This is a genomic window from bacterium (assembly GCA_016708025.1).
Lineage (GTDB): Bacteria > Zixibacteria > MSB-5A5 > GN15 > FEB-12 > FEB-12.
In genome coordinates this window covers 263776-290299 of sequence record JADJGQ010000001.1, presented here as the reverse complement: position 1 = coordinate 290299, position 26524 = coordinate 263776, and the positions used below count along the sequence as shown (strand labels likewise).

Genomic DNA, 26524 nt, shown 5'->3' with positions numbered 1-26524 from the left:
ATAGTCAAACGGCGCACCGGAAGGCACGCCGCTGGGGAATTCCTGTGATAAACGTCTATCTGGTCTGAAGCTGATGCTCGGTCGGGATCGACTCGGCGGCAATCCCTTTCATGGGTTCACCCAAACCGCGCGAGACCTCGGCAATGATCTTGTAATCCTGCCAATGCGTCGTGGCGGAGACGATCGCTTTGGCGCGACCGATCGGATCGGAGGATTTGAAGATGCCTGATCCAACAAAGACCGCTTCGGCTCCCAGCCACATACAGAGTGCAGCATCGGCCGGAGTGGCAACGCCGCCGGCGGCAAAATTCGGTACCGGCAGTTTGCCGGTTTTCGCGACCATGCGAACGATCTCAACAGAGACCTGATTCTCCTTGGCAAAACCGTACATCTCTTCCTCGGTCATGACTGTCAGCGCGCGCAACTGCGAATTGATCTCGCGAAGGTGCTTGACTGCCTGGGAGACATCGCCTGTCCCCGCCTCGCCCTTCGTGCGGATCATTGCGGCTCCCTCGGAGACGCGTCGGAGCGCTTCGCCGATATTGCGGCATCCGCAAACGAACGGGACCTTGAACTGCCACTTGTCGACATGGAATTTGTTGTCCGCAGGGGTCAGGACCTCGGATTCATCGATAAAGTCAATTTCGAGCGATTCGAGTACGCGCGCTTCTATGACGTGACCGATGCGGCACTTGGCCATGACCGGGATGGTGACGATCCGTTTGATCCCTTCTATAATGTCGGGATCGGCCATACGGGCGACACCGCCTTCGGCGCGGATATCGGACGGGACACGTTCCAGCGCCATAACAGCGGCAGCGCCGGCATCTTCAGCGATCTTGGCCTGCTCAGGATTGGTGACATCCATGATGACGCCGCCTTTGAGCATTTCCGCAAGTCCGACATTCACCCGGTACTGGCTATCTTCAAAACGCTTCATAATCTCCACCGCATTTGCTCCTTCGATCATCAGCCGTTGCAATCTTAAACAACAGAGGGCAGCTCTGGTTCAGGGACAAAAGCGCCCTGTCGGCACCATGTTCTCTATCTAACATACGCAGGAGTGGCGGAATCGCACAACCGGTTTATTGTCATGGTGACAACTCGGTTACGACGCCGAAAAAAAAACGCCACCCGGTAAATTGGGGTGGCGCACAATTGGACGAATGCCAAAACTTCGGTTATGCGCGGGCGCGTTTGTAACGACCGAAGTGATGTTTCGACAGGGCTTTCTTGAACGAATCTTCCTGGACCGACCAGAAATCTTTCATATCGCACTTATTGAATTGATCACAGGTGCAGGTCCCCTGTTCGGTGCAGAGGTTGAGGTGGATCGGCCCATCGATCGCTTCAATCACATCGAGGAAGGTTACTTCCTTCGGCTGCTTGGCAAGGCGATACCCTCCCGTAACTCCCTGAAACGAGACCAAGATCCCGGCGCGGGTCAGGTCTTTGAGGATCTTGGCGAGAAATTCGCGCGGAATTGACTCCGCTTCGGCGATAGAATTGATCGAGCCAAGTTTCCCTTTGGGCAAAGATGAGATATGCCGGATGGCACGGAGAGCGTAATCAGCTTTGCGAGACAGTTGCATGTTGTGTATCCTTTTAGCGGGCCACGAGTTAGCTAACGTGGACGGTCATTAACATTTATCTCTTCTTCCACAATTAACGTGGATAATAGTAAAAAGGATGCCCTTAGTCCACAACTTTATTGAGAAAAAGGTGATTTTTTGCGATTTTTTGCCATCTGAATGTAGATAAGTAGACTCTTAATAACTTGTATTCCCTGATAGACCTGCTTAATCTATCAAATAAGGTCTTTACTGACCGCATTCCCTGCCGATATCGTCAATATGAAATTTCCGGGCAACTCGTGAACCTTTTGAAAGGTCGTTTGTTATCTGGTTACGTCCGACAGTGAACTTGGATGAATATTAGCGATTAACACATATTTGGAGAGTTGCCCATTATGGCTGACCAGACCCAATCCAGTACTACCGAACAGGTTATCTTTGTTACGCCTGACGCGGTTGCGGAAGTCAAGCGGTTGATTTCCGAGGAAAACGAAGAAGGGCTCTTTTTGCGCCTCGGAGTCGCTTCCGGCGGTTGTTCCGGGATGTCCTATTCGATGTCTTTTGACAACAACGCGCAGGAATTCGACCGCGAGTTTGATTTCGACGGTCTCAAAGTACGGGTCGATCTGAAGGCGCTGATGTACCTCGCCGGGACCACCCTTGATTACAAAGGTGGACTGATGGGCGGCGGTTTCCAGTTCAGCAATCCCAAAGCCAAGCGCTCTTGCGGGTGCGGGTCTTCCTTCAGTTGCTAAGTATGTTGTCACTCGACCGGGCCTGGTGATCTCTCGTGGCATTTGACATTCTTGATCCGAAAGAATTCATGACCGAAGGTATCCTGTTAGAGGATGCCTTCCTCGATAAAGCCTCCCATTACAATTGGTCGCAGTTTGCGGGGAAAAAAGTATTGGTGCGTGGCTGTTCCTCCACTATTATTCCGCCCTGGGTTTACATGTACATCACGGCCCGCCTGAGTGGCGTGGCTAAGTCGATCCGGTTCGGCAATGAGCATTCCAACATTGTTGTGTATCGCGCCGGTGGATCGGAGGAATGATGACATCGATTCCCGGTAACAGTTCGATCGCGGTCGAAGTAGTGGATCCTTCAGGAGAAGTCAGTCGAATGCCGAAAGTACGTTTTTTGCCGATGGATATCGAGGTCGAGGTCCCCGAGGGGACGGCCGTCCTTGACGCGGCCTTGAATAATAATATCCAGATCGATCATAATTGTGGCGGGAATTGCGCCTGCTCCACCTGCCATATCATCATTGAAAAAGGGTTTGACACGTTGAATCCCGTGTCCGAGGATGAGACGGATATGCTGGATGAGGCCGAGGGGCTGACCGACCATTCACGGCTAGCCTGCCAATGCAAGGTGAAGTCTGATCTGATCGTACGAATCCCCCCCAAGGAATCAACCTGGGATAATGATACGTTTTAGTTCAATCGAACTTGCTATCACCAAAATCAAACGCCGAGTTGACTCGGCGTTTTTTATTGGGTCTCGTCGTAAATGGAATCCGTAATGTCGTCTACTCTTCCCAGGTTAGGTATCCAAAAATGAGATCGCGCACGAATATATCATCTCCCGTATCACTCTCGTTGAATCGGATCGAGGTCAGCGGAATGGTCGCGACGATTCCGACGAAGCCGTGGGTACCGGTACAGGCCGGCACCGAATGCGCCATTGGGTCCTGAGAGTACCCATTCACTCCAAAGCACTTGCCTCCTTCGCCGCTTTCTGCGGCATTGTCGCAGACTGAGATACCGATGGCAAAGACCGCGGTATTAGGGAGCCAGCTTGGGATTGCAATTTCAAAGTCATCATTCTCGCCATCGTCAACATCACCAATACTGATACTCCGCGCCTGATCCATCGGTGAGAAGGCCGGTCCGCTCTCCTGGTCGTCATACACAAGGGTATGCCCGCCAGCCAATGCCCGCAGATAAAAGGTGAACGGATAATGGGTAGCCGAGGAATCCCAGGTCAGGATCGGCCCCATACTTTGATTGGTCAGCGGGACACCGAATTCGTTCGACAGAGAGATATTCTCGGGGGTAGTCAGGAATTCGACAGTATGGCCCGCTCCGACCATACTGGTTATGGCTCCCAACCATTCGGACTTATTGGTATAGGCGGTGGCGCCGATCGCGCCGCATTGTTTGATCGAGAAAGTAGTCATCTCGCTTACCTGGGCGAGTGAGCCGTCCGCGAGGTTGCACAACGCATAAGCGAGAGGCGCAGCGGTGGTAAGAGAATCACTGGTCGTGAAGTAATCCTTGAGTTCACCGGTGCGGAGCAGTGACAACACGGCGTTATCATCTCCCCCGATGGTTGCGACCTTCACTTCCGCAGTGGAAAGCAGGCTTTGTACTTGCGTACGGATGGAAGCATCGACCGATGCCACGCCGTTGTAGCTTGCACTGACCGCGGCCTGCAGCAACGAACTGGACGCCTCGGCGGTCATTGAATACAAAAGCATGCGGCCATATTGGATGCGCGCCACATAGACCGGTACATTGTTGGGGCCGATATTACCCAGAGAGATCTGTTCATCCAGCCTCTCCTGGGTGAAGTCACTACTGAAAAATTCACCGGGTGTTTGCGGCCGCACGATATAAGCTTCAAACATGATCTGTTTGAAGAGGGCGGTGACCGTATGCTTCTCTTCGGACATGGAGAAATCGAGCGCGGCCTGCCCGCTTGAGGTCATATACTTGTATGAGATATCGAGACTCAGCGCGGCCTGCATCGCGCTGTATGATTCCTTGTAATTGTAAGAGATCCGACTGCCGGAAACGTGACCGTTGGCCGATGCATCGGCGACCAGACCATTGAGGGCGTCCTGAACAGAGGCTGCATCGGGGTTCTGTACCACAGTCGAGATGTCGGTACCGGTGAAGAGATTGATGGCAACGGTAAGTGGCGCACGCTGTCTGATCGGCAATTCCGACATCGTGCCCAGACCGCCAAGATAGCTGTCCCCCTGGATGAGCGAACCAAGATACAGGACATCAGGCGCCGCACCGAAGGTGATGATAGCATCGGGGTTCTGAGTGATGTTGTATGGCGTCGTGGTGCAGAGTACTTGGTTCGACATTTCTGCGATCAGGTCACCAACCGGTACAGTGGCGGTATCCTGTACGTTGGCGAAATCCTCCCACGCTGGAAGCGACGCGACATAACCGTTGACATCCGCCTGCACTGGTTTGGTCGGTGAGGTCTTGTCGCTGCTACAGCTTGCTAACAGCGAAACCGCAAAAATGAGCATGTACAGCATCAGAATTGGTGATTTCCACGATTGGTTTGATGGCATGACAAACAACTCCTTGTCTCCCGGTGGAGTGGAATGTTGAGGTAAGGCTGTTCGTTGGTGCGATGAGAAGGACGTGATAGACGCGTCGATATCGGTAATATTCAAACAGAGACTATTTTGTCAAGTATTATTAGGCGACGCAATTTGGAATCATCTTCCGTCAGGGAGGTCGCGCATCGAGCTATTCATCCTAACCGCAAGAACTTAGACCCTTCAGCCGTTTGCGATTTCTGCCGATATTACTGAGAAGTGGAAAAGCGTTTACTCATACGGGCAGATCGCCACGGATATACGTTGGTTGAGCTAGTGGTGTCGGTAGTCATTGTGGCGATCTTGGCCACGGTAGCAGTGCGTTCTTTGCGCGGAGCAAATGAGACCTCGCGCACGGAGAAAACGAAACAGGCACTGAACCGCCTGGCGACGGCGATTGCCGGGAATTTCCATGATCCTGCGAACACCGGTCAGATCATCAATGGATATGTTGGTGATGTTGGCGCTCTCCCCCCAAACCTTGATGCGCTGGTGACGAATCCGGGCGGCTATGCGACCTGGAACGGCCCTTATCTACAGGATCTCTTTAGCTATGGTGGAAGCCCTGATCTATTCAAACGGGATGGCTGGGGAGGATTGATAGCGTATTCCGGCGGGCTGACTTTGACGGCGACTGGGGGTGGAACGACCATAACCAGATCGCTGGGCGCGAGCCTGAATGACCTGTTGCGTAATCAAGTGAAGACCACCGTGTTGGACGCAACCAAAAATCCGCCGGGGGATTCGCATAAGGACTCGGTCCGTTGCCAGATATTAGTTCCCAATGGCACCGGCGGCATAACCACCAAAACAAGTTACCCGAATCGTAATGGACTGGTGGTTTTCGATTCGATCCCGTCCGGCGCTCATGATATGCGAGTGATCTATCTTCCTACCAGCGACACGGTCCGTCGCAGTCTGTTGGTAATGCCGGGAGAGGTCAATTATTTCAATGTCTCGCTGGCGGAGGAGTTATGGTGAAAAAACTTCGCCGGGAGGATGGATTCGGATTTGTCGAACTGCTGGTAGTGATCGCGGTGATCGGCATACTGGCGGCGGTGGCGATGCGAAGTATGACCTCGACCATCAATGATGCCAGGCGAATCGAGACGGAGCGAGAGATGGAGATGCTGGCGACAGCGATTGTCGGCAATCCAAGTTTGACAGCAGATTTTCATCGCACGGATTTTGGGTATGTCGGCGACATCGGTTCATTTCCGTCCAGTCTGACAGCACTGTACAGTAATCCCGGATACAGCACATGGGATGGCCCATATATCCCAAGTGGTTTTGCCCAGGATACCGTGAGCTATCGGCTGGATGAATGGGGAGCGGCGTATTCCTACTCGGGTGGATTGACCATCAGTTCGACTGGTGGTGGCAGCAGTATCACCAAAAAGATCGCCGATGCTACCACCGATTATCTCAGCAATCAGTTTTTGGGGATAGTCGCCGACGACAATGATTCATTGCCGGGGACAATCAAGAAAGATTCGGTGCGGGTACGCGTGACGATTCCAAACGGGGCGGGCGGAATGTCCTCCAAAAATTACACGCCGAACGGATCGGGTGAGTTCACACTCGACAGTATTCCAGTCGGGACGCACCAACTGCACGTGATCTACCTTCCCCAGAATGACACGCTCGAGCGGTATGTGACGGTATTGCCACGACATGTAAACAGCTCGCCGCCGGTATTCAAGTTCACGGCAGGGTACTTTTCTGCCGGAGGTGGCGGGAGTTGTTCGGGATCAGTACTACTTCGACCGGATGGCGTAGGTAACTTTGATGACCTGATCCCGAGTTCCGGAGCGGGCTGGCAATGTGTCGATGAAACGACAGCAGATGATAATACGAGTTACGTGGAACGCGCGGACAACTCCTGGGCGGATGATGTCTATCGACTGCCGGACCCGGCGTCACAGTCCTGTGCGCCGATCAGCGTAACAGTCTATATCCGTTGCAAGCGAGAGCATACACAGGGGGATTGCCGAGCGGTTATCCGGACAGGCGGCAATGTGTACACTGGGACGACCAACGCGCTGACCACCACCTGGACGGACTATTCGCATAGCTGGAATACGAATCCAGCGACGGGGGTCGCCTGGACCTGGAGTGATATCAACAATCTTCAGGCGGGAGTTGATCTTCGCGGTCAAAACAGCAACTTCTCGGCTTTCTGTACCCAGGTTTGGGTAGTAGTAACGTACTAGGCAGAATGCGATGATAACCAGACTCCGAAATATAGATGGCTGTCGCGGGTTCACACTGGTGGAAGTGGTGATCGTGTTGGTGATCGCGGCTATTCTGGGGACAGTGGCTCTTCGCGCGGGAAGACAGATCTCCGATACGGCCCGCTTGGAAGAAACCAAGCAGGAGATGGAGAGTATCGCTCGAGGGATAGTAGGGAATCCGGATCTGACCAACAATGGGATGCGGGCCGATTATGGGTATGTTGGAGATATAGGCGCGTTGCCGCCGAATCTCGCGGCATTAGTTACGAATCCCGGCTATGCGACCTGGAAGGGTCCGTATGTGCGGAATCGGTTTGCCCAGGTGGCGAGTGATTATGCCAGCGATGCCTGGGGCACGAACTACACGTACAGCGGGTTGGCGGTCGTTTCTTCCGGGTCGGGGAGTACGATTTCGCGAAACCTGGCGCCATCGACCACAGACCTATTGAGAAACGACGTGGCCGGGACGATCACTGATGCGGATGGCACTCCTCCAGGTGGCGTGTTCGACGATTCTCTGTTTGTGCAGTTAATCTATCCGAATGGGACAGGCGGATACAGAACTGAGACGGTTCATCCAACACCAGACGGCTCGTTCGCATTTGATTCCATTCCAATCGGAACACATGCGCTGACTGTGATCTACACGCCGACGGATGACACGTTAAAGCGATTTTTGTCGATCGGCCCGAATCATCAATTGCAGGTGAATGTACCATTTGCAGAGAACCTCTGGGCGACCAGTCTGGTTTCGCCGGGGGGCGGGAGTTCAAATTCTGTCACGCTTCGACCGAACGGAACCGGGCTCTGGAATCTGCTCAGTGGATGCTCCGGCGCCAATTACCAGTGCGTCGACGAAGAAGTTGCCGACGAAGATGCTACCCGGGTGTCGCAATCGATGAATTTGTTTATCGCGGATTATTATGAGTTGACCAATCCCTCGGGAATCGTCGATCCGATCATCTCGGTAACCGTGTACGCGCGCGCCAAACGGGAACATACGCAAGGACAATTGCGACTACTGGTTCGACCCGGGCTGTTCCCCTATTACGGTTCCACCACGGATCTGACTAGTTCCTGGGCGAACTATTCGTATACCTGGACTACTAACCCGGCGACAGGATCGGCCTGGGCATGGTCGGATATCAACAGCCTCGAGGCAGGTGTACAGCTCAAAGGGCAAGGGACGCATAGTTCGTACTGCACTCAACTCTGGGTGGTGGTCGAGTATTAGAGGATGACGATGAGCAGACTCAGGACATCCGGCGGCTTTACGCTGATCGAAGTGGTGCTGGTGATACTGATCATCGGTATCATCTCAGGCGTAGCTGTCTCCAAATTGGAGAGTACGATAGAGACGGCGCAGTATGAGCAAACAAAACAGGAATTGGATCGGCTGGCCTCGGCGATCGTAGGTGACCCTGCGGCGTACGGATCCGGATCACGAGTTGATTTCGGTTATGTGGGGGATGTCGGTGCACTACCTCCGAATCTCGACGCACTGGTGAGCAATCCAGGCGGCTATGCCAGTTGGCAAGGCCCCTATATCAGCACAGGGAAATCGACAGTCGATTTCAAGCAAGATGGCTGGAGCGTTGATTATCTGCTGCAAGATACGCTGATCCGCTCGACCGGGTCTGGAAGCAATATCGACAAGGTGTTTGCCGGAGCAACCGCTGATCTACTGCAGAATGTAGTCGAGGGAATAGTGTTGGACGCCTCAGCTACGGCGCCGGGAAGTACCTGGGATGATCAGGTACAGGTGGATCTGGTCTATCCGAATGGTTCGGGAGGGACGACTACGGCGACGATACAGCCGATCCCCAGCGGGCATTTCAGTTTCAGTAATGTGCCGATCGGCATCCATCACCTTCGCGTGATCTTCCTTCCCCGAACGGACACAGTAACGATGCCGGTGACAGTCTATCCAAAAAAAACCACCCGGTTAGAGGTGGTTTTCCCGGCTGATCTCTGGTAGCCTAGTCTTCTTTAATGGTCAGGATAATGCCGCGCTTTTTCAACTGTGGCAGGAAAAGCGCCGGAGCGACCGCAACCTCCTGCGGTTTGACACCCTTGACGGTGATCTGTCCGGCAGCGGCCATCCAGGCGATGATGGCGGCAGGAAATGCCGTGGTACGCATCATGGCGGTCAGGCCGGTCTTGGAATCCTGACGGTCGACGATCTCATAAACGATCGTTTTCAAGCGACCATCTTTTTCACCCTCAATGGAGATGCGAACGAGGACCAGGTCCGGTCCGCCGAAATTGAGATTTTTGTCGAGGACGGCTTTGAGTACCTCGCGTGGCGGCACCTGAACGGCACCGACTGAAATCGGTTGCCAGGAAGCGAGTCCGATATCAAGCATCGTCTTGAAAAGCTGGCAATGCCCGGGATAGCGGATCGTTTTGTAGTCGAGGTTCTCGATCCTTCCTTCGAAAGTATCCGGAAGAGTCGAGGTACCTCCCGAAGTATAGAATGCCTCCAGTTTGCCGATTCCATCGAAGCTGAGCAGTTCAACACCGGTCATAGGATTGACGGTCCTTTTCTTCCCATCTTCGAGAATGACACACGGCTCCCAGTACTCATTTATGAGACCTTCGGCACTGAAGACCATCTGGTAGTTGAGTGGCGGTCGCGGGGATTGGGGAAGTCCGCCGACGCGAATCTTGACCGCGTTTACCGAAGCGAACTGGTTGATCCCATCGGTGGCGATAATCGAGACCATTCCCGGGGCAAGGCCACAGTCGGGGATGATGGTGATACCGGCCTGGGCGGCTTCGGCATCCATTTCGAGCGCGGTATTAACAGCGTCATTATTGCCGCCGAGATCTACCATGTTGCACTTGGCGCGAATCGCGGCGCGGGTAATGCCCGGGTTGTATTTATAGGTAACGCAGGAGACCAGGGAGTCATATCCCTGAATCGCCTGAAAGACCGCATCTTCATTGCCAGCATCGAGTTGCGCCGAGACGGCCTTGCCATCTCCGTACTTGTTGGCAACTTCCTGTGCCAGTTTGGGGTCGATATCAAAGACGCCGACCTGTGTCACCCCTGCCGCGCGAGCGACATCAAAAACTGCCGCGCGCCCCATCAATCCAGCTCCCAGTACCGCTATTTTCATCTATTACTCCCGTGTTGCAGAGGGCAATATACGTGCGCCGACCGGGTTAGCAATTGGAATTCGCGCCGCTTGAGGAATCGAGCGACGAGCCGATAATCTGAGATACGGAAAGATAGAGGGGCAGAGTATAGCTATGACAGAAGTGAAAATATCCAGCAGTACCGAAATGGCGACTTCCGCCGATCTGACAGACGATTACGCGGTCTGGCAGACGCTCAAGCCATACATCGGACATTGTCTGACCATGAATCACGACATCAATAATCCGCTTGCCGGAGTGCTCGGCTACTGTGAATTCATGCTGATGGATGATGACTTTCCGCCCTCTCATCGCAAGCACCTTGAACAGATCGCAGACTGCGCTGAGCGGATCAAGAAGCTGGTGGAAGCGCTGTGCGATGACAAGATCGCGATGGCAGAAAAGATCGACCTTCGGAAAGTCACCGAAGCCTACCAGAAGATCGGCAAGCCGCTAGAGTAGCTGGTTCATTTTTCGGAAGATCCATTCAATCGACAACAATCCAATAAAGAGCAGCAACAGCCAGGTCTTTCCCCAGATCGGTATCTCGCTATGGATCCGTTCGTTTACCGGGGAGACGTCCAGGGCGGCGAGGGCATCAGAGAACTCGCGGAAGGTGTAGTAGCGTCCACCGGTTGACGCCGCGATCGCCTGTAGAGTGGATGGATCACCCGACTGATCAAACTCCTCCAGTGAGAAGTTCTCTACGACAATGGTCCCCTCGTTACGTTTGAGCTCCACACCCTCGCGACTCATGATTCCGCGATACTGATACTTGCCGGGCTGGAGTTGATCGAAAGTAGCCTCGTACAGCCCCTCTCCCCTTTCCAACAGGTCTGCGTCGTAGGTCTGGTCCTTGTCTGTAGCGGAAAGTGTCACCGTACCGACTGCGCCGGGAATCGGACGGAATCCCTGATCAAAGGCGAAACCGTGGAAGCGGACCATTTCGCCGCGGGTGAAAATCTCCTTCTCTGGGACAATCCTGACCGGGTCGAAATCATCGCGCACGGTCAGCCAACGGGTGGTACCTTCGACAAAGCGGGTGTAAGCAGAGTCATTGCCGCCAAAGCCGATTTCAACAAATCCCCAGGTCCAGAAAGGAAGTGCGGCCGAGGCAAGTAGTTTGCCGGGACCGAATCGTTTGTAGCCGAGAATCGGGCTGCGCAAATCTCCCCTGCCGGACTCGGCTACATAGGCGAGAATCACTGCATGCGGGTCGGTTTGATCGGTTCGGACCAACGACTTGAACGGAGGGAGATCGTTCCAGGCCTCGCGAATAGCGGCGCGATCATCTGCAATCCGAATGCTGGGATGGAAAAGATTATTTTCGGTTGGTTCGCCATGAAAGTCGGACCATTCAATACGCCGACGAGTAGTCTGCGAAAACGGCAATAGCTCATTAAACCAAGGCACGGGGCCGCGATTGGCATACTGCTCACCGAGCAGCACCCAGATCGCTCCGCCGCGATCATTCAGATAGGAGCGGATGATCGATTGGTACTGCGTAAACATCTGTGGATCGGGGTCATGCAGGACAACCAGATCAAAGCGGTTCAGTTCGGTTTGTTGCGAGGGGAACTGACCGGAGAGATTGCCGGCTCGCGGGCCGGTGGCTCGAAGGTCGACATCGTATTTGTCTGACGCCAGCAAGTGACGGCGCAGAAAGCCGATCTCCTGATCCGGTCTGGCAGTGACCAGCAGAACCATCAAGCGGCTCTTGAGTATCTTAAGTGAGATCGTCTGCGCATTGTTGCCGTCATTCTCTTCCCCTTGCACCGGAGGGATTGAGACACGAAGTAGTTTCTGACCGGGTTCTGCGGGCGTGTAGCGAAGTTTGATCTCTCCCTTTCCACCCTCCTGATCGATCTGCAGGCTATTCTCCGCCAATACGCGATTGTCATCCAGCAATTGTACTCGGGCTGTTTTGCCAACCCCGTTATGCCAGCTAAAGCGCGCGGTGATCTCGGTCGGTTGGCCGACAAACAGGATCGGGCTGTAGTCCAGATCCTCGAGAGCGAAGTCAAAGTTGCCGATATCGACAGCCAGATTGATCGCGGTAACCGGCTGAGTCAGAGATGTTGCTACCTCAGCGGGGGATCGTCCGGAATTGGATTTCCCGTCTGAAAAGAGCAACCAACTGTCCGATGGAGCGGTCAGTTCGGCTGTGGCTTTGGAAGCCAGTACATCGCCGAGAGCCGTTTTCTCGCTGCCGATATTCTCCGGAGTCTCGGAGATGGTCCCGCCAAAGTAAGAGACCCGGAGATCGGAGGTGGCTCTCAGTTGATCAAATTGGGCAGTAGACAAAAGTGAATCCAGGCGTGCCTGTCGGCTTTTGCCGGCCTCTGTTCTCTCCATGCTCGATGACCGGTCGAGGAGGACAGAGATGCGTCGTGTCCGCTGCCACTCGCGGTCGTAACTGACTACCGGTTCCAGCAATGCGAGGAGGAGTGCACAAACGGCGAGCGATCGCAGCAGGGCGAGCGACCATCGTTTCCAATTCTCGATCACGGGGTTGGTTCGGTAGTAAAGCAGGAAAGTCAGTCCGGCCAGGACCAGAACAGCAATGGCCACCAACCATGGGGTACGGGTCAGAAAGTCGAAGGAGAGATCTTTGAGGCCGAACATGCTCTTCTTATACCAGAGGGAGGCGTTGGGAGTTGCTATCAATCGTCATACAGCGTGGTCCCTCGGCAAAAAAAGGCTGAGATCAAGATGCTCTGGCGGCGGTAAACTGCACCATGTCGACCAGAGACTGGTAATAGATCGACTTGTCGATCGGCGTGATCGATTCGAGCCCCTGCTGACAGAGATCATCGGCGCGGCGAAGGGTGTACTCAAGCCCGCCGTTTTCGGCGACAAAGGCATACACGCGCTTGAAGGCGGCCTCATCATGGTCGGACTTTTTCAGATAGTCGGTCATCTCGCGAGCGGAGGCCTCGGAAACCTGCTTGAGAGAATAGATCAACGGCAGGGTCACTTTGCCATTAAAGACATCGTTCCCCGGCTCTTTGCCGGTCTGTTCCGGATTGCCGACAAAGTCCAGCAGGTCATCGGCGATCTGAAAAGCGATACCGACTTTTTCGCCGAATTCGGAGAATTTCATCCGTTCGGTCCATTCGCGTCGACTCAGGATCGGGCCGGTTTCACAGGAGACCGCAAACAGCGAGGCCGTTTTATCAGCAATGATCTCAAGATATTCTTCTTCTGAGAGCGAATAATTGCCGGTTTCTTCGATCTGGCGAAGTTCCCCGACCGAAACCCGTTCGGTAGCGCGGGAGATGGCGTCTATCAACTCCATCGACTTTGATTCGCACATGATACGAAACGCCTTGGCAAAGAGGTAGTCACCCATCAGGACCGAGATGAGGTTGGTCCATCGAGAGTTGACAGTCTCCTGTCCACGGCGCAAAGCCGACTCATCGACGACGTCATCGTGCAGAAGAGTGGCGGTGTGGATCAATTCGATAGCAAGAGATGCATCGACGGAATGTTCGGTGAAATTGTCGGCCGCTCGAGAGGAAAGAAAAACAAAAGCGGGGCGGATCCGTTTGCCTCGAGTTTTCAGGAGGTGACGGGCGATCGAGGTAATAAGCGGCGAATCGCCCCGCAGGTGGTCACTGAGCTTCTTATCGAATGCTTCAAGATCGGCCTGAACGGGGCGCGTATATTCCAATAAGCTATTGGTATCGAGTGCGGTTGACACGGGCGTCTTATCCTGTTGCATCATGGAACGCCAAGATAGCGGCCCATGTTCCGCCTGTCAACCGAGAATCTGGTTTGCGATGCTCGGCGCAACCGCTTGATAGTCTGCCAGTTAATCGTTATCGCGCGATCAACAGCCCAAAGGTCTTCGGATCGTATTCAATCGGCGTTTGCCAGTCGGCCGATTTGGTCAGGCGGGACTGTTTCCGTCGGAAGTTGACCCGCCAGGTGTCTCCCTGGGCCAGCCATGCGCCAAAGGTCGCCAGCGGTATTGCCGCTTCAATAGTCCACCCATCGGGAAACCGCTGGGTTTTGACGAGGTACTCACCATTCCAATTGAGATCGCCATGCATGTACCCTTCGGAGTCGCGCTCAAACCGTTGGTCAAAAGCGATTCCGTCAGCATTGAAATAGATCTGGAATGATTGGACCATCTCCCCTGGCGGCGCAATGAAAAAGCCGAGACAGTCTTCGGCGGAGACAGCATCATCATGCTGGTCGGCCTTGACCGTCATCAGGTCCGGTTTGCTTTCACGGCATCGCGCGGCGAGATACAGATGCTGATCGTCGTAAGCGAAATATACCTCGGTTGCTTCAACTTCAGAATTTCCGCCGTCCGGGTCGTAGTATCTGGTCTCGGGGTGTCTCCAGATCGATTCGGAAAGCAGGCCATCCACCAATGGCGGAGCATCGGCTCGGACGGCATCGGCGACGCGGGCAAGCGGCAACGAGTGCTGAATCGTCACGCTGTTTTCCCTGGCATACTGAAAAGTGATCTCAGCAGTCGGTGGAGGAAAACCGGCATGTTTGCAGGAGACATTGACCGCGTACGTACGGGTCTCGTGAGGCGGGACCTGGATGATCTGGGTCCGCGGCGAGAAGTGCCAGTCGGCAGTGGCGGTCCATTTGAGTGTATCATTGACCGCGTAATTGCCAAGTGAGTTGTCAATGGTGTATTGAACTGTCGTGCCGGGGATTTTGAGGTCCTCGTTCACCTGGATCGGCCGGGCAAAGGTCAGGCCTTGATTGCGTAATCCTTCATATACCTTTTTGTCGGCAACCGTCATGATATCCCATGGCTGGACTGATCCCATTTTGATCGGTGCGATATGGATGCCGCGGTGATCAAGAGTGACATAGAGGAAGTGATAACCGACGGAGCCGAAATCGCGATCCATGCCGCCGCCGGAACTCCCCAGCGAAGTATATTTGATTCCCTGATAATCCACCGAGAAATATTCGTGGAAGTGTCCGGAGAATACAGCATCCACGCCAAATGATTTGAACAGGGCGTGCAAAGTATCAGGCCGATTGTGAACGATCGTCTCGTACCAGTGCGGCTTGTGCATAAAGACTACCGTATAGACGGAATTCTTGAATGTCTTCAGGTCTTTTTCAAGCCAGACAAGTTGCTCTTTGGGGATCTGGCCCGGATCATCAAAGCGAGCGTTGTCCAGTACGATGATATGGATGCGATCGAAGTTAAATGAATAGTAGGTGCGGCCAACATTCTCCCTGTAGGCCTGTACTCCCAGATCAGAGAATAGTTCATGGTTCCCCGGGGTGAAATGAATCGGGGCAACCAGAGGTGAGATGATGTAGCGGTATTCCTGCCATTGTTCGGCAAGCTGAGCGGAATCCTCGACATATCCTTCGATCATGTCACCGACAGTCATGATGAAGTCAGGTCGCAATCGGGCGACCTCATCGACGATCTGTTCATAGATACCGGGTTGATGTCCTCCCGTTCGATCACCAATGACAATCATGCGAACCGGGGTCATGTCATCGGCATTAGCGGCGAAGGTTGGTGCGACGAGGCAGGCGAGTGATAAAACCAGGAGACCAACCATCCGCCAAATCATTCGGCGTGTCATAGGCTACTCCTTTGGTCTGAGTGAGGCGTCATGGTCCTCTGTATCCATGATAGCGAATTTTGTCCAAGATGCAAGGAGAATCGGCAGGGCATGGGGCATCAGCCGGGGAGCAACCTCCCCCGTCGCGGCTGTTGACAGTGGCGTCCGGTTCCGTAGATTAGTGGGATGTCAGGAAAAACAGTCTCGGTACGCAAGTCGGGTGACGGTCCGGTCGTTGTCTGTCTTCACAGCAGCACAAGTTCTTCCAAACAATGGAATACCCTGACCGAGTTGTTGTCACACTCCTACCAGGTAATAGCGCCTGATCTGTATGGGTATGGCGACAGCCCGGATTGGAATATCGATCAGACACTTAGCCTCGGCGATGAATTGGACCTGCTCAGGCCGGTACTGGATGAGATCTGTGGGCCGTTTCACCTGATCGGGCACTCGTACGGGGCGGCCGTGGCACTGACCCTGGCGCACGAACAGCCAAAACGGATACGGAGTTTGACCCTTTATGAGCCGGTGCTGTTCAGCCTGCTGTTTGCGGCTGATGACCGATCAAGGGGGTTGGTTGAGGTTGGCGCGGTGCGAGAGGATGTCGCCAATCTGGTGCAGCGTGGCCTCTTGCACCAAGCGGGGCGGCGGTTTGTCGACTACTGGTCGGGACATGGCGCCTGGGAGAGTTTTACCGAACGGCAGCGGGAGTCGGTGGCAAAACGGATGCAAAAGGTGGTGGCAGATTTTGATGCGGTGATCGGCCATGCGACGCCGCTGGAAGCGTATCGGGAGTTGGACATTCCGACTTTGCTGCTCTATGGTCTCGAGTCCCCCGAATCGACGCGGTCTATCGTCGAACATCTTTCACGTACCCTCCCCAAGTCAGAGACGCGTGGATTTCTGGGACTTGGGCATATGGGGCCGATCACCCATGCAAGCCAGATCGCCGAACTGATCGTCAAGTTCCTGGCGGTGCAGCCGCGCGGGATATTGGTGCACCAGCTACGAAGGTCGCGGCAATAGAGACTATTCCTTTTCCCCTTTCCTTTTGATAATTGACGTATTCGTCCACTTCCACTATATTATCCTTAAGGCGTTCCTTTACAATCAAAACTGGACCTATCGGATATCAGTCAACTGCTCCATGCGGGAAGGTGGCAGATGAAAAACTTCTTCATTACAATGGCTCTGTTTTGCAGTTTTGCTGCCAATAGCGAGGGAGCGGGCGGCGGGACTATCAAGATTGACGAGATTCGTTGCGAGGCGTGGGAGCCTTACAGCTTTCATACGAACGGGAATGTTCGGTTTGTGATCCGATTTTCCAACGATACCGGCGATCGTGTCAGTATCAGGAATGATTTTGTTATCAAGAGTATCGGGGTTCCGTACGGATATATCTCTATCGATACGACTGTAGACATGAATTGGCACTCGGCGTTTGCCGCCTACTTCAATCTCGGATTCGGACTTAGTGAGTATCCCCCCTTGTCTGTCCTGTCGGTTGAAGGAGCCGGTGGACCGGGTCTGGGTCTGCCAATCGGATTCGATGACACTGTGTTGGCAATCACCGTGTGGGATGTCCCACCCGAAGCTCAACTGCGCCAGATCTGTATCGACACGACAACTGGTATTCCCATGACATCCACCTGGAAGTGGTCAACCTCGATGGGGATTGAGTTTGCGCCTGATTTTGTCGGGCTGGATGCGAGCCAACCGTATGTCCCAGGATACGGATATTGCTTTGTCGCAATTATGCCGTGTATTCCACCGGCACCTGCGAGAGTGGTCGAATCCCTGGCCCACTGTGGTTGCATGCGATGCTGTCAGGGAACAACAGGGAATATTGACCTGCAGGGAGAGATCGACCTTTCTGACCTATCGGTGCTCATTGCGTTTCTGACGCAGACGCCTCGCCCGGCACTTGCTTGCCCGGAAGAAGCAAATATAGACGACCGTGGGATGACAGACTTATCTGACCTATCTCGCCTGATCGCGTATCTCACAACCACGCCGCGTCCATGGCTCCCCGCGTGCCCATAAAGAGAAGGGATGTTAGCGATTCTGTTACGGTGGTCGCGAACTTCAGTGGCTGTCCGCAACCGAACAGCCGGACTTTCGTATAGTCGGATAGCAATAAACTCCGAGCAGTAAAGGGATATCGATGTTGCTATTCGCCGCCGTCCTCTCGCTTTTCTCACTGACAGTTTTCACCACAAGCTCTCCCTCACCACAGGTAAGATATCAGGTCACATTTGAAGATAGTTCGCTGGTAGTGCGAATCGACTGGCCGGAGATCGCCCAAGACTCTGTCGTCTTTGAGTTAGGCGAATGGGCCGGAGTCGAGGATTTCTATCGGGATGTTGAAGGGGCCACTGCATACAGCAATACGGGCGCATTGTTGCAGGTTGCACACCCGGACAGCGGCCGATGGGTGGTGCATAGTGGGAAAGAGGGGTTCTGGCTTGAGTATCGAATCATCTGCAGAAAAGAGAGCTTCTCCGGCAAATCCCGGGCGGACCATTTTCGACCGACGATACTGCCTGAGCTGGGGTATGTATGGGGAGCGAGCGCTCTCTTGATGCCAACAGATAGCGCGCTTGAGCAGTCGCCAGCGACACTGACAGTCAGTCGCGGGAAATATCGCGTGGTGGCAGCATCGCTTGATAGTACCACAGTGACGACGGTCGGGAAGCTGCGGGACTGCCTGATGATCGGTGGCGACTACCGGGAAGCATCGCGAAAGATCGGAGATCTGACTGTTGGTTTCTACTTGCATGGTTCGTTTGCCTTTGACGACAACCAGTTCATCACGGCGGTGGAGCGGGTGCTGGCGGCACATATATCATATTTTGGGGACTATCCGCTGTCCAGACAGACGGTTGTATTGGTTGAAGGGACTCCAAACAGCTCAGGAGGAACGGTCACCAGCGGTGTTATTGCGGTATACCCTGACCCGACGGACTCACTCAAAGGCGAAAACTCACCGACTCTGCGCCTCATCAGTCACGAACATTTCCATGTCTGGGCGGAGAAGCTGAAAGTCGCAGAAGACTATGCCGAAGGATATTACAAGTGGTTCACCGAAGGCTTCGCGGATTACTACGCGGATCTGACACTCTATCGTACGCAGCTTATCGCTGATAGCGTTTTTGTAGAGGCGATGAATCGTCAGATTCGGCATTATTACAGCAATCCGTACGCACTCACGGCTACTGCCGACAGTCTTTCACTCAGGTACTGGAGTGGTGAGTATTACAACAAACTCCCCTACTATAAGGGTGCGCTGGTCGGGTTTCTCCTTGATATCGGTATTGCCCGGCAGTCTGAAGGGAAAGGATCGTTGGATCAGTATATACGGGGTTTGATGGTTGAGAACATGGGACGGGATAGCGGATTGACTGATATCATTTTGCTGAATCAGCTTAATCAACTGACCAAATCTGACTGGAAGCCGTTTTACGAACGGTTTATGCTTGGTGCGGAGGAATTGCCAATTGCCCAGCAGCTTAGTGATGCAGGCATGACAGTCAGGAGCTCTCAAATAGGGTTGTATTCTCTCGGATTCGTGACCGAATCGGGCGCCATGCGCAAAGGAGAACGGATAAGATCGGTGATCAGCGGTTCCGCGGCTGAAACGCAGGGTCTTTTGCCTGGAGATACCTTAGTGGGATATAGCTACTACACCGATGACACGACGCGTGAAGCCGAAATAAAAGTGGTGCGAGATGGGAAAACGATAACGTTCAAATATCTTCCGACGGTAGCACGATCAATTCCGCAAATAGTCGGAGATGCTTCGACGCTAACAGTGATACATCGCTACTTGATGAGGAATTGAGACAGTATTGAGACAGGAGACCGGGCATGAAGATCGAACAGGTACCATTCGGGCTGACCGACTGGTCGCAGGTTCCGGCGACGGAACATCGGGGGGAAACGGGTATGGCGTATTGGCGAACCAAAGAGGTAGGGAATCTAAGGATTCGCATGGTAGAGTATTCACCGAATTATCTTGCTGACCACTGGTGCTCGCGAGGGCATGTGCTATTGGTGTTGGAAGGGGAACTGACGACAGAACTTCAGGATGGCCGCACATACCAGCTTCGGGCGGGAGACAGTTACCAGGTCGAAAACGACCATGTCCCGCATCGGTCTGTCACTTCGTCAGGTGCAAAGTTGTTCATAGTGGATTGATATCATCTTGACAGGTCGCGTGCGAATAAGGTAACCGGATGGGCCGGATAATCTGGTTCACACGCGAGCAAGGGGGCGGGATACTGGAAAAGTACTTGACAGTATTCGACGGTTTTGGTATATATTTAGTAACAGTCTTTTTAGCTAGTCACACGCAGTAATAGTTTCTACTCAGTCGCGGTGCTTTCGCGAGAGCGAAGTACAAGTGGTAGCTATTGCATGTCAGCTCAGAGCATCTCGTTCACGCATCTCGTTGTCACATCATAGCTCGACAAGCATGGCCCAGGTTCGTACCGAACCAAATTTTCTCGATTCGAAACAATAATCCTTAGCCGTCTGGTAACACGCACAAGCGCGGCCAGGTGGAATGCGGAGGAACTCCTCTGGAAGGAACGATTCTATGATTTTAACCTGTAGACACATGCGCGTCCTGGTGTTGATGCTGGCAGGAATGCTTATAGGCACTCTCCTCATAAGTGCCACGGTAACGGCTGGCCCGCAGTCGGTCGTACCGATTTCGCAAGCACCTGCCAATAAGGCACTGGAACGAGGCGCCACTCAGAACTTTTCGAATCAACCGGCGCCCAAACAGCCGTTTCATGGTATCCCGAATCGGCCAAATCGCATCGCACAGGGAGGCGATAACATCGCATCTGCGACCGTTATAAGCAGTCTTCCCTACTCCGATGCCGGCACCACCAGTGGATACAATGATGACTACGACGAGACCTGTCCGTACCTGGCTCCAGGTTCTCCGGACGTGGTCTACTCCTATACCCCTGCGGCCAACGAAGTCGTCGATATCGACCTGTGTGCCTCCGGATATGACACGAAGGTGTATGTCTATGCCGGGAGCTACACGCCGGGGTCACCGTATGCCTGCAACGACGATGCCTGCCCGGGATTCCGTTCCGCGATCTACGGTCTAAATCTGACCGGCGGGACGACCTACTATATCGTCATTGACGGTTACGATGGGGATTTTGGGAGCTATCAGCTCGAGATGATCGGGATGAGTCCGTGCACAGTTACCTGCCCTCCGGGATCAATCGCCGAGGGTGAAGCCTGTGTTACGGATGGCGATGACACAGACAACGGTGGCTGTAACTCAGTGCCGGAAGTCTATGGCAGCGTCAATCCCGGCGATGTGATTTGCGGGACCTCCTGGTCGAGCGCGGATTTCCGCGACACCGACTGGTACCTTCGGTCTTTCACAGGTGACACGACTGTCCACTGGACGGTAGTGGCAAACTTCCCGGTTCTGGTGTACATCATCGACATGAACCTTGGATGCTCCGGGGCGGCCGGGGTGATCAGCACGAGTGGGGATCCATGCGACACATTGGTGTTGGATGCGATCCTGCCGGCCGGCGACTATGCGTTCTTTGTGTCGCCATCGGTCTTTGACGCACAGTACACGTGTGAAGCAGGCACCTGGAATTACACAGCGCGACTGGATGCGGAGGATCCGCCTCTGGCACCGGCCAACAACAATTGCGTCGACGCGACGCCGATAGGCGACGTGGTCAACCTGCCGTTTACGACGGTTAGTTCGACGCATGATGGTCCGGGAGCTTGTGTCTTCGGCGCCAATGTCTGGTATGCCTACACCGCTAGTTGCACCGGTGCGGCACGTATCAGCTTGTGTGGATCGAGCTACGATACCAAGTTGGCCGTGTATGACGGAGCAACCTGTCCGCCTGGTACGCCGATCGCCTGCAACGATGACTTCTGTGGCGTCTCATCAGAGGCGACCGTTATGGTGACTGCCGGCGAGACCTATCTGATCGAGATCGGTGGGTATGACACGGAAGTTGGCCCGGGGTTGTTGACGGTGGAGTGCAATGTACTTCCGCCAAACAACTTCTGCGAAGATGTCACACCCGTGACGCTTCCGGCGACTTTCAATGGTGACAATACCGGCGCGATCAACCAGTGTGCTGGCTTCCCGGATGGTCATGTCTGGCATGCTTTCACGATCGACCATTGCATGGATGTGACGCTGGATTATTGCGGCACCTCCCCGGCTTTCGGCAATGCGTGGCTGAATCTGGCGATGGGATGTCCGTGCGATTCGTTCTCGTTCGCTGGTGATTTTGATGTCACGACCTGTGGTGATGGGAATGTGACGATCCGCTGGCAAGCGCTACCCGCGGGGACGTACTACTATCCCGTCCTGCTGGATCCGGCGAATGGTGCGGAAGGTCCGTACACGATCAATGTCTCCGGTGACACGGTTGCGTGCCGTCCCTGCCCCGCTTCGGGCGGCTGCGATGAATTCGTTCAGAACGTAACGGTTGGAACGATCAATCAGTCCTCCGGTTGCGACGGCTACGCCGACTACACGATGCTCAATACGACCATGTGGAAGCGGTTGAGCTATCCGATCTCCGTGACGAACGGCAATCCGTATTCATCCGACCAGTGCGGCATTTGGGTCGACTGGAACGGCGACACTGATTTCGACGATCCGTACGAGACAGTGGCGGTATCCGGTACGCCCGGCAACGGGCCGTACACCGGCGTGCTGATCCCTCCGGACAGCCCCGGGATGGATACAGTGACGTTGCGCGTGAGAATCACCTATACCGGCGCGGTCGACCCATGCGGTGAGACCGACTATGGTGAGGTTGAGGATTACTCGCTGATCATCCGGCATTTTGAATGCGGCGATGTGGATGGCGATGACGCTGTGAATCTCACCGATGTTGCGGCTCTCATGAGCTACTACTTCTACCATGGCCCCGCGCCGATCCCGATGCAGCGCGCTGACGCCAATTGTGATGGCGCAGTGAATATTGCTGATATCGTCTTCCTGGCAGATTACCTCTATGGTGGCGGACCGGCGCCATGCTGTGTTCCATGATGAATTGGAATTGATCTGATTCTGAATACGGCCACCAGACGAAAGTCGGGTGGCCGTTTTAGTGAAGAATGGTCTGGAAATCCGTCAGAGCCGTATCCCGGCAAAAAGCGCAAACGAGCGGTTCTTTATCGATTTCAAACTGGCTTCCTCACTGATTTCAGGCGGCCGCTTGTACAGCTTGCCGAGATCCAGATAGTACTGGGCCTCTATAAACAGATTTCCTCTTTGCAGGAACTTGAAATCCTGACCAAGACCGAACGTGAGGCCGGCAATAATTGACTTGAACTCATCTTTCAGCGCCTGCGGAAAGGCGCCGCCGGGGAAGTCGTCTGAAACACCAAGATTGAGGTCAAGGCGCGGACCGGCAAGCGCGTAGGTTCCGGAAGCAAGTGCGGCGCTCACCATGTAGTTCATTGAGAGAATATCGACCCGCACATGGTAGGTGTCAGTCCGCAATATGGTACCAAATTCATTGGTCAAGCTGAAATCCTTCTGATACCCTTTCTGAATATAGAGAGCTTCGAGTCGAAGACCCAAATGCGGGGCGAGTGGTTGCTCTACAAAAATCCCGACGCCTATCCCCGTCCGCAATTCTATGTCGAGGTCCAGCTCTATACCTTCGTATTCAAACTTTTGATCGGCCAGGGCAACGCCTGCTTTGGCGCCGAAATCTAATTGCGCGTGGGCGACTTCAGTGACTATCAGCAACAATGTCAGCAAGATGAGTGGTATGAGGATACTTACCTGATGAATTTTGGTAGACATGCCTTTTCCCCTGTGTGCCAAAACGTGGTCGTGATGGTACATTATACGTGTAATCCGTAAGAACGTCCAGTCACAAATCCGGTGAGGATTTCGGGATCCGAGACTACGCAATAATTCGCCAAAGTACCAACAAGATGCCAGCGAACAGGATAGACCCGAAAATCTCTTTGTTGTATTGGGCGAGCCAGCGCGGCAGGAAGATATCGAAATTCGGTTCGCGACTGGTTGTATGTTTGGCGGCAAGCGGCGTTAGCGGACATCTCCATTTGTTCAGGGCAATAACGACGCATTCTCCGAGCGCCAGGGCGAGTGAAATCCATGTGAGAGTAGTCAGATTTCCGATTATTCCGCTGTACAGAATATAGAAAATAGCGGCGGCCATTATAGCCCAAATGAACGTGTGGAGGAGTTTTATGCGGGTGAGCGGGCTCATGGGGAGAATGTAGCAGACGTTACATGGAAGAGCAAGGCCGCTGTCCGGCCGTCGACTTGGATAGGGCTTGCCGTGTATCATCTCACAAAACGGCCCGAATCACTTCGGGCCGCCTCACAAATATCAATATGATCAGAGAAATCTAGTCCTTCATTGAGGCCAGGAAACGCTCGTTTCCTTTCGTCTTCTTCATCCTATCAAGCAAGAACTCCATCGCTTCCACCGGATTCATCTCGGCCAGGAACTTACGCAAGATCCAGACCTTGTTGAGGATCTCGTCGGACAACAACAGCTCTTCCTTACGGGTCGATGACCGGTTGATATCCATTGCCGGGAAAATACGACGGTCCGCCAGACGGCGATCCATCACCATTTCCATGTTACCGGTCCCCTTGAACTCTTCGAAAATGACTTCGTCCATACGGGAGCCGGTTTCGATGAGCGCGGTGGCAATAATGGAAAGCGAGCCGCCTTCCTCGATATTTCGCGCGGCGCCAAAGAAGCGTTTCGGTTTATGCAGCGCGTTCGAGTCAACACCGCCCGACAGGATCTTGCCGGAGTGCGGCACAACCGAGTTGTGCGCGCGGGCAAGGCGAGTGATCGAGTCGAGCAGGATGACAACGTCGTGCTTGTGTTCAGTCAGTCGTTTCGCTTTTTCCAGCACCATATTGGCGACCTGGACATGGCGCTCGGCCGGTTCATCGAAGGTCGAGGAGATGACCTCTCCCTTCACCGAACGGCGCATGTCGGTAACTTCCTCAGGGCGCTCGTCGATGAGTAGGACGATCAGTTTGACTTTCGGGTGATTGGCGACGATCGCCTGGGCGATCTTCTGGAGGATGATCGTTTTACCGGCTTTCGGCGGCGAGGTGATCAATCCGCGCTGGCCCATCCCGATCGGGCACATCAGATCGATGATGCGCGTAGTCAGTTCTTCCGGATTGGTTTCGAGGTGGAATGCTTCGTTCGGATAGAGCGGCGTGAGGTTGTCGAACAGCGTTTTGTGTTTGGCGACCTCGGGATCCTCGAAATTGACGGCTTCGATCTTGAGCAGCGCAAAATAGCGCTCATTGTCCTTTGGCGGACGGACCTGGCCGGAGATGGTATCGCCGGTGCGGAGGTCGAAGCGTTTGATCTGCGAAGGAGAGACATAGATGTCGTCCTGTCCCGGAAGGTAATTGTAGTCCGGCGAGCGGAGGAACCCATACCCTTCCTCCATGATCTCAAGGACTCCCTCGGCGAAGATCATGCCATTGGTGTTGGATTGGTTTTCCATCACCTTGTAGATCAGTTCCGACTTGCGGAGACCGGAGACACCTGGGATATCCAGGTCCTCGGCGATCTTGAGCAATTCGGCGATCGTTTTTGATTTTAGTTCAGTTAGTTCCATGGCGTTTCCCATACGTATCTGTCATTCACTCATTTTTTCTTTTTGGTCGTGGCTGTCTTTTTGACGGCCGTTTTGCGGACAGTCGTTTTGGCGGTCGTCTTCGGGGTGGCGGTTTTAGCCCGAACATCGTCCGTCATTTCTTCGACGGCGGCATCACCCCAGAGCCGTTCCAGCGCGTAGAAGCGTCGGGTCGGTTCGTGGAAGATATGGACCACCACATCGATATAATCGAGCAACACCCAGTTCCCTTTCCCGAGCCCTTCGCGGTGCGCGGGGTAATGTCCGTTGTTGGACATTCCATCTTCGATCCCTGAGGCGATCGCCTTCACGTGAACATCGGCATCTCCCGAAACAATGACGAAATAATCGCACACGGAAGAGATCGATTTCAGTTTGAGAATCTTGACGTCGAAACCTTTTTTGGACAGGGCCAGCCGGCCGGCCAGCCGCGCGAGCATAAGCGGGGACGTTTTCTTCAAGACTCTGAGTTTTTACTCCTTCTTCTCTGATCCGGCGAGCCGGATGCGAAAGTAATCTTCCCCCAAAACCAAAGTGACGCCGACGGATCGGACGTTGTTATCAAGCGGTTCGTAGATGACATCGGAGGGTTCGAGTCCGATGCGGGTGGCCAGTAGTTTAGCGGCGCGGTCATCCGGTTGGCGCGAGACAATAAACGAGGCCATCACCTTCTTTAGTTCAAACGAGTTGGTTTCGACTACCAGGAGATTCAACCCCTTTCCGGTATATCCGTTCAGTTGCCGAGCGAGCCGGGTTTCGGCGCCGGCGACACCTGAGCCATTGACGATCTGCAACCGCATCGGTTCGGCGGGCGTTTCCAATTCGCGGGTGACGCCTCTCGCCACTTTGACCGAAAAGAGGGCGACTCCAGCGATTGTCAATACTGCCGCCGCCAGCAGGGCGATCTCAGCTATCCGTCCTAACGCACCAAAGCGGGAGCGACGTGGTATCGGCTCATGGACTGAAGATTCGTCGTGACGAGGCGGTTCAGATTGAAGCATG

The 26524-nt window shown here is 54.0% G+C and carries 25 protein-coding genes; 13 read left to right on the top strand and 12 right to left on the bottom strand.

Annotated features, from left to right (window positions below; translation table 11 throughout):
• Positions 1 to 55: 55 nt before the first annotated feature.
• Positions 56 to 940 (bottom strand): pyridoxal 5'-phosphate synthase lyase subunit PdxS, encoded by an 885-nt coding sequence (gene pdxS / locus IPH75_01285; GenBank protein MBK7140695.1) that lies wholly within the window; start codon positions 938 to 940, stop codon positions 56 to 58.
• Positions 941 to 1181: 241 nt separating this feature from the next.
• Positions 1182 to 1592 carry an Rrf2 family transcriptional regulator gene (locus IPH75_01280; GenBank protein MBK7140694.1) on the bottom strand — a complete coding sequence of 137 codons (411 nt, stop codon included), beginning with the start codon at positions 1590 to 1592 and terminating at the stop codon, positions 1182 to 1184.
• Between the two features lie 377 nt (positions 1593 to 1969).
• On the opposite strand from IPH75_01280, the gene IPH75_01275 reads away from it, so the two are divergent.
• The 3 genes from IPH75_01275 to IPH75_01265 all read left to right on the top strand — a co-directional run bounded on the left by IPH75_01275 (position 1970) and on the right by IPH75_01265 (position 3014).
• Positions 1970 to 2329 carry an iron-sulfur cluster assembly accessory protein gene (locus IPH75_01275; protein ID MBK7140693.1) on the top strand — a complete coding sequence of 120 codons (360 nt, stop codon included), beginning with the start codon at positions 1970 to 1972 and terminating at the stop codon, positions 2327 to 2329.
• 35 nt (positions 2330 to 2364) lie between these two features.
• Positions 2365 to 2628 carry a DUF2480 family protein gene (locus IPH75_01270; protein MBK7140692.1) on the top strand — a complete coding sequence of 88 codons (264 nt, stop codon included), beginning with the start codon at positions 2365 to 2367 and terminating at the stop codon, positions 2626 to 2628.
• 68 nt (positions 2629 to 2696) lie between these two features.
• Positions 2697 to 3014 (top strand): 2Fe-2S iron-sulfur cluster binding domain-containing protein, encoded by a 318-nt coding sequence (locus tag IPH75_01265; protein MBK7140691.1) that lies wholly within the window; start codon positions 2697 to 2699, stop codon positions 3012 to 3014.
• A gap of 91 nt (positions 3015 to 3105) precedes the next feature.
• On the opposite strand, the gene IPH75_01260 is transcribed toward IPH75_01265, so the two are convergent.
• Complete coding sequence (locus IPH75_01260; protein MBK7140690.1) at positions 3106 to 4890, bottom strand: thiol-activated cytolysin family protein; 1785 nt, start codon at positions 4888 to 4890, stop codon at positions 3106 to 3108.
• Between the two features lie 249 nt (positions 4891 to 5139).
• Between IPH75_01260 and IPH75_01255 the strand changes: the two genes are divergently transcribed.
• The 4 genes from IPH75_01255 to IPH75_01240 are packed head-to-tail and all read left to right on the top strand — an operon-like array spanning position 5140 to position 9132.
• Positions 5140 to 5901, top strand: a complete 762-nt coding sequence (locus IPH75_01255) for a prepilin-type N-terminal cleavage/methylation domain-containing protein (GenBank protein MBK7140689.1) — start codon at positions 5140 to 5142, stop codon at positions 5899 to 5901.
• On the top strand, positions 5895 to 7133 hold the full coding sequence (locus IPH75_01250; GenBank protein ID MBK7140688.1) for a type II secretion system protein: 1239 nt from the start codon (positions 5895 to 5897) through the stop codon (positions 7131 to 7133). Before IPH75_01255 ends, IPH75_01250 begins: the two co-directional genes overlap by 7 nt.
• Positions 7134 to 7143: 10 nt before the next feature.
• Positions 7144 to 8388 (top strand): carboxypeptidase regulatory-like domain-containing protein, encoded by a 1245-nt coding sequence (locus IPH75_01245; GenBank protein ID MBK7140687.1) that lies wholly within the window; start codon positions 7144 to 7146, stop codon positions 8386 to 8388.
• A gap of 9 nt (positions 8389 to 8397) precedes the next feature.
• Positions 8398 to 9132: a carboxypeptidase regulatory-like domain-containing protein gene (locus IPH75_01240; GenBank protein ID MBK7140686.1), complete on the top strand. Its 735-nt coding sequence runs from the start codon at positions 8398 to 8400 to the stop codon at positions 9130 to 9132.
• A 1-nt stretch (position 9133) separates the two neighbouring features.
• On the opposite strand, the gene IPH75_01235 is transcribed toward IPH75_01240, so the two are convergent.
• On the bottom strand, positions 9134 to 10276 hold the full coding sequence (locus tag IPH75_01235; GenBank protein MBK7140685.1) for a saccharopine dehydrogenase NADP-binding domain-containing protein: 1143 nt from the start codon (positions 10274 to 10276) through the stop codon (positions 9134 to 9136).
• 133 nt (positions 10277 to 10409) lie between these two features.
• Between IPH75_01235 and IPH75_01230 the strand changes: the two genes are divergently transcribed.
• Positions 10410 to 10757 carry a hypothetical protein gene (locus IPH75_01230; GenBank protein MBK7140684.1) on the top strand — a complete coding sequence of 116 codons (348 nt, stop codon included), beginning with the start codon at positions 10410 to 10412 and terminating at the stop codon, positions 10755 to 10757.
• Here the strand turns inward: IPH75_01230 and IPH75_01225 are convergent.
• From IPH75_01225 to IPH75_01215, 3 genes are all read right to left on the bottom strand, one after another.
• Positions 10749 to 12920, bottom strand: a complete 2172-nt coding sequence (locus IPH75_01225; protein MBK7140683.1) for a hypothetical protein — start codon at positions 12918 to 12920, stop codon at positions 10749 to 10751. The two genes, IPH75_01230 and IPH75_01225, sit on opposite strands and share 9 nt — an antisense overlap.
• Before the next feature lie 82 nt (positions 12921 to 13002).
• The gene (locus tag IPH75_01220) at positions 13003 to 14022 is read right to left on the bottom strand and encodes a polyprenyl synthetase family protein (GenBank protein MBK7140682.1); all 1020 of its coding nucleotides are present in this window, start codon (positions 14020 to 14022) and stop codon (positions 13003 to 13005) included.
• Between the two features lie 94 nt (positions 14023 to 14116).
• The gene (locus IPH75_01215; protein MBK7140681.1) at positions 14117 to 15874 is read right to left on the bottom strand and encodes a metallophosphoesterase; all 1758 of its coding nucleotides are present in this window, start codon (positions 15872 to 15874) and stop codon (positions 14117 to 14119) included.
• 165 nt (positions 15875 to 16039) lie between these two features.
• Here IPH75_01215 and IPH75_01210 point away from each other — a divergent pair, with 165 nt between their 5' ends.
• The 5 genes from IPH75_01210 (at position 16040) to IPH75_01190 (ending at position 22916) form a co-directional block, all read left to right on the top strand.
• Entirely contained in the window at positions 16040 to 16879 is an 840-nt protein-coding gene (locus IPH75_01210; GenBank protein ID MBK7140680.1) for an alpha/beta hydrolase, read from the top strand.
• Between the two features lie 138 nt (positions 16880 to 17017).
• On the top strand, positions 17018 to 17896 hold the full coding sequence (locus tag IPH75_01205) for a hypothetical protein (GenBank protein MBK7140679.1): 879 nt from the start codon (positions 17018 to 17020) through the stop codon (positions 17894 to 17896).
• A gap of 121 nt (positions 17897 to 18017) precedes the next feature.
• Positions 18018 to 19694 carry a hypothetical protein gene (locus tag IPH75_01200; GenBank protein ID MBK7140678.1) on the top strand — a complete coding sequence of 559 codons (1677 nt, stop codon included), beginning with the start codon at positions 18018 to 18020 and terminating at the stop codon, positions 19692 to 19694.
• A 26-nt stretch (positions 19695 to 19720) separates the two neighbouring features.
• A complete protein-coding gene (locus tag IPH75_01195; GenBank protein MBK7140677.1) occupies positions 19721 to 20050 on the top strand; it encodes a DHCW motif cupin fold protein in 330 nt (109 codons plus the stop codon).
• Positions 20051 to 20450: 400 nt separating this feature from the next.
• Positions 20451 to 22916, top strand: a complete 2466-nt coding sequence (locus IPH75_01190; protein MBK7140676.1) for a dockerin type I repeat-containing protein — start codon at positions 20451 to 20453, stop codon at positions 22914 to 22916.
• 84 nt (positions 22917 to 23000) lie between these two features.
• Here the strand turns inward: IPH75_01190 and IPH75_01185 are convergent, their stop codons facing one another.
• From IPH75_01185 to IPH75_01165, 5 genes are all read right to left on the bottom strand, one after another.
• Positions 23001 to 23681 (bottom strand): PorT family protein, encoded by a 681-nt coding sequence (locus IPH75_01185; GenBank protein MBK7140675.1) that lies wholly within the window; start codon positions 23679 to 23681, stop codon positions 23001 to 23003.
• Between the two features lie 103 nt (positions 23682 to 23784).
• Entirely contained in the window at positions 23785 to 24114 is a 330-nt protein-coding gene (locus IPH75_01180; GenBank protein MBK7140674.1) for a hypothetical protein, read from the bottom strand.
• A gap of 142 nt (positions 24115 to 24256) precedes the next feature.
• Entirely contained in the window at positions 24257 to 25504 is a 1248-nt protein-coding gene (gene rho, locus IPH75_01175) for a transcription termination factor Rho (protein MBK7140673.1), read from the bottom strand.
• Between the two features lie 29 nt (positions 25505 to 25533).
• Positions 25534 to 25962: a ribosome silencing factor gene (gene rsfS / locus IPH75_01170; GenBank protein MBK7140672.1), complete on the bottom strand. Its 429-nt coding sequence runs from the start codon at positions 25960 to 25962 to the stop codon at positions 25534 to 25536.
• 33 nt (positions 25963 to 25995) lie between these two features.
• A complete protein-coding gene (locus IPH75_01165; GenBank protein ID MBK7140671.1) occupies positions 25996 to 26523 on the bottom strand; it encodes a LytR C-terminal domain-containing protein in 528 nt (175 codons plus the stop codon).
• Position 26524 lies beyond the last annotated feature (1 nt).